General features: G+C 68.5%; 9 protein-coding genes. 5 read left to right on the top strand and 4 right to left on the bottom strand.

Features of this window, described 5'->3' with window-relative positions:
- From KZA10_RS06750 to pnuC, 5 genes are all read left to right on the top strand, one after another.
- Positions 1 to 375, top strand: a 375-nt coding sequence (locus tag KZA10_RS06750) for an MFS transporter (RefSeq protein ID WP_256934507.1), incomplete at its 5' end; no start/stop codon positions are given.
- 69 nt (positions 376 to 444) lie between these two features.
- On the top strand, positions 445 to 582 hold the full coding sequence (locus KZA10_RS06745) for a hypothetical protein (RefSeq protein WP_218682475.1): 138 nt from the start codon (positions 445 to 447) through the stop codon (positions 580 to 582).
- Between the two features lie 14 nt (positions 583 to 596).
- Positions 597 to 1,649, top strand: coding sequence for a hypothetical protein (locus KZA10_RS06740; protein WP_218682474.1), 1,053 nt, complete (start codon positions 597 to 599; stop codon positions 1,647 to 1,649).
- Positions 1,650 to 1,773: 124 nt separating this feature from the next.
- Complete coding sequence (locus KZA10_RS06735; protein ID WP_055871278.1) at positions 1,774 to 2,301, top strand: GNAT family N-acetyltransferase; 528 nt, start codon at positions 1,774 to 1,776, stop codon at positions 2,299 to 2,301.
- Positions 2,302 to 2,303: 2 nt separating this feature from the next.
- Positions 2,304 to 3,014: a nicotinamide riboside transporter PnuC gene (gene pnuC, locus KZA10_RS06730; RefSeq protein ID WP_055871280.1), complete on the top strand. Its 711-nt coding sequence runs from the start codon at positions 2,304 to 2,306 to the stop codon at positions 3,012 to 3,014.
- A gap of 22 nt (positions 3,015 to 3,036) precedes the next feature.
- Here the strand turns inward: pnuC and KZA10_RS06725 are convergent, their stop codons facing one another.
- The 4 genes from KZA10_RS06725 to KZA10_RS06710 form a co-directional block, all read right to left on the bottom strand.
- Positions 3,037 to 3,774 (bottom strand): amino acid ABC transporter ATP-binding protein, encoded by a 738-nt coding sequence (locus KZA10_RS06725; protein WP_055871285.1) that lies wholly within the window; start codon positions 3,772 to 3,774, stop codon positions 3,037 to 3,039.
- A complete protein-coding gene (locus tag KZA10_RS06720; RefSeq protein WP_218682473.1) occupies positions 3,771 to 4,637 on the bottom strand; it encodes an amino acid ABC transporter permease in 867 nt (288 codons plus the stop codon). The genes KZA10_RS06725 and KZA10_RS06720 overlap by 4 nt, the downstream gene beginning before the upstream one ends.
- A complete protein-coding gene (locus KZA10_RS06715; protein ID WP_055871287.1) occupies positions 4,634 to 5,485 on the bottom strand; it encodes an ABC transporter substrate-binding protein in 852 nt (283 codons plus the stop codon). Before KZA10_RS06715 ends, KZA10_RS06720 begins: the two co-directional genes overlap by 4 nt.
- Positions 5,486 to 5,563: 78 nt before the next feature.
- Entirely contained in the window at positions 5,564 to 5,692 is a 129-nt protein-coding gene (locus tag KZA10_RS06710; protein WP_374196552.1) for a cupin domain-containing protein, read from the bottom strand.
- Between the last annotated feature and the right edge of the window lie 15 nt (positions 5,693 to 5,707).

The raw sequence follows: 5,707 nt of genomic DNA, 5'->3' as shown, positions 1-5,707 counted from the left end.
GCCGCGTCGCTCTCCGCGGTCCGCTCGGCGCGACAGGTGGTGCTGCCGCTGTGGGGACTGTCGCTGGGATTGGATGCCTCGACCATCGCCCTCGTGGTCGGCATCTCGGGCGCCATCGACTTCGCGCTCTTCTATGCGAGCGGCCAGGTGATGGACCGGTTCGGCAGACTGTGGGCGGCGATGCCGGCGATGGTTCTCATGGGCGCAGGGTTCCTCGCCCTGTCGTTCACGCACGACGTGGATGCGGCGGTTCTGTGGTTCGGCATGTTCGCCGCCGTCCTCGGTGTCGGCAACGGCCTCTCGAGCGGCATCCTGCTGACTCTGGGCGCCGACGTCGCCCCGAAGCGGGAACCCATCGCCATGCCTCCAGTTTAGAACATATATTCGAAAATTCAGAAGGGTTGTGGATAACTCGGGCATCGCGGATGCCGTAATCTCATCGCCATGCCCACGTCCCCGCCCTCGCCGAAGCCGCACAGCACGAAGCGCGACGCCGACCGCTGGTTCCGCGAACAGGGCCTTCCGACGTTCGTGCCGCTGCGGCGCTGGTTCACCGACCTTCCGCGACGCGTCGCGCCCTGATCGCGTGGGTCGCCGTGGCGGCCTATCTCTTCCAGGACGGGATCGAGGTCGTGTTCGACTTCGCCCTCGACGACTCGGCCGAGGAGGCCGCCTTCGTCGTGGTCGTCGCCGTCGTGCTCTTCACGCTCTCGGCAGGGCTCGCCTGGGCCGCCTACTTCCTGGTGCGCGCCGTGCTGCGTCGTCTCCCTATGGGCATCGGCACGGCAGTCGCACTCCTCCTGATCGCCGCGTGCCTCGCCTTCACGATCAGCTACGGCTACAGCGTCCAGCCGGATGCGACCGTCGGTCCGGTCCTGCGGACGATCCTCGTCCTCGCTCTCTGCATCCTGGTCACCGGCATGGGCGGTGGCGCGATGATCTCCTGGGCCTCGCGCCTCGCGGTGCGCAACGTCTCGGCGATCGGACACATGGCCTCGATCGCTCTCCCGGTCATCCTGATGCTCGTCGTGTTCTCCTTCTTCTCGGCCGAGGTGTGGCAGATGGCCTCCGCCCTGTCCTGGGGATCGATCGCCCTGCTCGGCCTCGTCGTCGCCGTGCTCGCCGGCATCGTCGTGCTGCGGGTCAGCGCGTCCGAGATCGACGACGACGCGCAGGCGCCCACAGCGGAACAGCGAAGCGCACTGCTGCTCGGCACCCCCGCCGAAGGGCGCCGCCTCCTGCCCGGCGCTCCGGGTCGACTGCGCGCACCACAGCGCATCAACATCCTGCTCGCCATGACCGTCGCGCAGCTGGTACAGGCGCTGTTCTTCGCGGGTCTCCTCGCGGCGCTGCTGATCGTGATCGGCGGCATCGCGGTCCCCACGGGGGTCGTCGGCATCTGGCTCGGCCCCGGCAGCGCCGCGCAGCCGCTCGCCGTCCAGCCTCTGGAGTTCTTCGGAGCGAAGCTGCCGCTCACTGTGAACCTGCTCAAGGCGGCCACCCTGCTCTCGGTGATCGCGGCCCTGCCGTTCGTGTTCTCCGCCGTGAGCGAGGCCCGCTATCGGGAGCGCTTCTTCGACCCGATCATGGTCGACATGAGGCGCGCGATCCTCGTGCGCGAGGCCGTGAGCGCGAGGCCCGTGGGCTGAGCTGCGTAACTGTTCGGCCGTTTCCCCCCGGACGCCGGTTCCTCCTGCTAGCGTCGGCGATGCGCACCCGAGCGCCGACGAAGCACGCGCACCCGAAGCGCTGAAGAAGAGAGACCGCCCGCCGATGACAGCCGTGCGAATCAGGGATGCCGAGACCGCCGATCTCGAGACGATCACCGCGATCCACAACCATGCCGTGCTGCACACCACCGCGATCTGGAACGAGGAGGCGGTCGACCTCGCCGACCGCGTCGCCTGGCTCGCCGATCGCACCACCCGCGGCTACCCGGTCATCGTCGCGGTCGACGACACCGGCGTGCTGGGCTACGCATCATACGCGCAGTGGCGTCCCCACAGCGGCTACCGACTCACGGTCGAGCACTCGGTCTACGTTCTCGGCGGTCAGCACGGTCGCGGCATCGGCACGGCCCTGATGGCCGCGCTCGTCGAGCGCGCCACCGCCGCGGGGATGCACGTGATGATCGCGGGGATCGAGAGCGGGAACGCCGCCTCCATCGCCCTGCACGAACGCCTGGGCTTCGTCGAGGTCGGACGCATGCCGCAGGTGGGCACCAAGTTCGGGCGCTGGCTCGATCTGAGCATGCTGCAGCTGGTGCTCGACGACCGCGTCGAGCCCGACGCCGGTTCCTGACGATGAACCTGCTCGAGTGGTTCGTCGACGCCTTCAACTCGCAGTGGATGCTGCCCGGCGGGCAGACGCTCCTGGTGCGCGAGGTCGTGGGCAACGCGTTCGGTCTCGCGAGTGCGCTCGGCGGCATGCGTCGCAAGGTGTGGGCGTGGCCGGTCGGCATCATCGGCAACCTGCTGCTGCTCACGGTGTTCCTGGGCTCCGCACTCAGCCCCGATCCGTCACTGCCGCATCTGCTGGGTCAGGCCGGGCGGCAGATCATGTTCATCGCCGTGGCGATCTACGGCTGGATCCGCTGGCGGAATCTCGACGGCGGACGTGTGGTGCCGCGCTGGGCACCGACGAGCGCGCGCATCGGCATGGTGCTGGTGATGGTCGTCGGCACCGTAGCCCTCACGCCGCTGTTCCGTCTGCTGGGGTCGTGGGAGCCGGTCTGGGCCGATGCCTGGACATTCGTCGGGTCGCTGCTCGCCACCTACGGCATGGCCAAGGGCTGGACCGAGTTCTGGCTGGTCTGGATCGCCGTCGACGTGGTCGGAGTGCCCCTGCTGTTCAGCTCGGGCTACTACGCGACGGGCTTCATGTACGTGTTCTACGGCGTCTTCACCGCGATCGGCTTCGTGATCTGGTGGCGGGCTCAGCGCACCGCCGCGCATCCGATCGAGATCCTGCCGCCCGACCCGAGTCCTCGACGGCCGGAGGACGAGCTCGCCTGAGCGCTTCGTCGAGCACCTCGACTCAGTGCTGCACGCGTGCCAGGAACTCTGCGGTGGCGGCGTGCTGCGGGGCATCGAACACCTGAGAGGGCGGGCCCTGCTCGACGACGACGCCGTGCTCGAGGAACACGATACGGTCGGCGACCTCGCGGGCGAACGACATCTCGTGGGTCGCCATCACGATCGTGGCGCCCTGCTGCTTCAGCTGCCGCACCAGGTCGAGCACCTCGCCGACCAGTTGCGGGTCGAGCGCGCTGGTGATCTCGTCGAGCAGCAGCACCTCGGGCTGCGTGAGGACGGCGCGCACGATCGCCACGCGCTGCTGCTGTCCGCCCGAGAGCCGGTCAGGATACTCGTCGGCCTTGGCGCCGAGACCGAGAGTATCGAGCAGCTCGCGCGCCTTGGCCCGCGCCTCCGTCTTGCGCATGCCGTGCACCCGCACCGCCGCGAGCGTGACGTTGTCGAGCACGGTGAGGTGCGGGAACAGGTTGAAGTGCTGGAACACGACACCGATCCGCGCCCGCACGGCATCGGCGTCGACCCGCGGGTCAGTGATGTCTTCGCCGGACAGGAAGATCTGTCCGTCGTCGATGCCCTCGATGAGGTTCATGGTCTTGAGCAGCGTCGACTTGCCCGAGCCCGAGGCGCCGATCAGCACGACGACCTCGTGCGTGCCGACCGAGAGGTCGATGCCGCGCAGCACGTCGTGGTCGCCGAAGCGCTTGCGCACGCCCCTGGCCTCGATCACGGGGACGCTCATACGACTCCTCCGGCCTGCTCGCGCTTGTTCAGACGCGCCGTGACGACATCGGTCAGGCGGATCATCGGCCAGCTGAGCACGATGAACATGAGGCCGGCGACGACGTAGGGCGTGAAGTTGTAGGTCTCGGCGACCATCAGCTGAGCTGCGCGCACCGCATCGACCGCCCCGAGCACCGAGATCAGGCCGACATCCTTCTGCATCGACACGAAGTCGTTCATGAGGGCGGGGACGACCTTGCGCACACCCTGCGGGATCACGACGATCCGCAGGGTCTGGCCGTGAGTGAGTCCGAGCGAGCGCGCCGCGATGCGCTGCGAGGGGTGCACCGCCTCCATGCCCGCACGGAGCACCTCGGCGACATAGGCCGAGTAGGTCAGGACCAGCGCGATCGTGCCCCAGAACATCGGAGGCATGCGCGGGAAGATCCCCAGCGCGGGGATGCCGAAGCCGACGAGGTAGAGCACGATCAGCAGCGGGATGCCGCGGAAGAAGTCGGTGTAGGCCGCGGCGAGCGCGCGCAGCGGGAAGAACACCGGGCCGCGCAGCGAGCGCATGGTGGCCAGGAGCGTGCCGAGGATCGCGACGCAGACCACGGCGATGACGAGCACCAGCAGGTTGACGAGCAGGCCCTGGAAGATCGGTCCGATGCTCTGGAGTGCGACCTGCGGGTCGAAGAACGTCTGGCTGACGATCACCCAACCCGGGGTGTTGACGACGACCACGATCAGCACCGCCAACAGAGCGATGCTGCTGCCGAACGCGATCAGGACGGATCGGGTGGTCGCCCGACGCCGCAGAGCGCGGCGTGACAGCTCGAGCTCGCTCGGCTGCCACTCCGCGTCGACGGAGGTCGAGGTCATTTCAGGACGGGGACGTCGACCGCGTCGCTGAGCCACTTCTGCTGCAGCTCGTCGAGCGTGCCGTTGTCACGCAGGGCGTCGACCGCCTTGGTGACATCGGCCGTGAGGGCTGAGCCCTTGGGCAGCACGATGCCGAAGTCGTCTCCGCCGTTCGCGTCGGCGAACTGTCCGGTGACCACACCATCGTCGAGCTGGGCGCCGACGACGTAGAAGGCGCCGGGGAGGTCGGTGATCATGGCGTCGATCTGACCGCCCTTGAGTGCGAGCACGACGTCGTCGACCGAGTTGAAGACGTTGAGGTCGGCCTCGCCGAGCTGAGCCTTGGCGACCGTGTAGCTGGTGGTGCCACTGGCGACGCCGACCTTGGTGGCCTTGAGCTCGTCGATGGTCGTCGCCGACGCCGCGGGCGAGCCGCCGACCGCGACGACGGCCTGCGTGGTCGTGTAATACGGCGACGAGAAGTCGACGGCCTTCTTGCGGTCGTCGGTGATGGAGAACTGCTGCAGGTTGATGTCCCAGTCCTTGGGGCCGGGCGCGATGGCGCCGTCGAAGGTGGTGCGCACCCAGACGATGTCGTCGGCCGTGTAGCCGAGCTGCTCGGCGACGGCGTTGGCGACCGCACCCTCGAAGCCCTCGCCGTTGGAGGGATCGTCGTCGACGAACCACGGCTCGTAGTTGGGCTCACCCGTGGCGATGGTGAGCTTGCCCTCGGTCACGGTCGGAAGTCCCGAGCCGTCTCCGCTGCCGGAGTCGGTCGACGGCGTGCTGCACGCGGAGAGGGTGAGGGCGATGGCGGCGGCCGCAGCGGCGACGACCGTCGCGCGGCGGAGGGAGGGGGCGAAGGGCACGATGACTCCAGGGCGAGGAAGGGTATGGAGAAGACGGCGAGGCAGGACGGGTCTGCTTCTGCAGAGACGGGTCTGCCTCTACAGAGTAGGCGATGCGGCCAGTCGCCAATCGGCGAAATCGAAACCTGGGGACACGAAGCACGACACCAGGACCTCCTCCGCATCCAGCGGACGGGCGGCCTGCCAGACCCCGGCGGGCACCAGCACCTGCGCGGCGTCGTC

Origin of the sequence: Microbacterium sp. BF1, from assembly GCF_019279095.1 — a bacterium.
Taxonomy (GTDB): domain Bacteria; phylum Actinomycetota; class Actinomycetes; order Actinomycetales; family Microbacteriaceae; genus Microbacterium; species Microbacterium maritypicum.
This window is presented reverse-complemented; position numbering and strand designations above follow the sequence as displayed.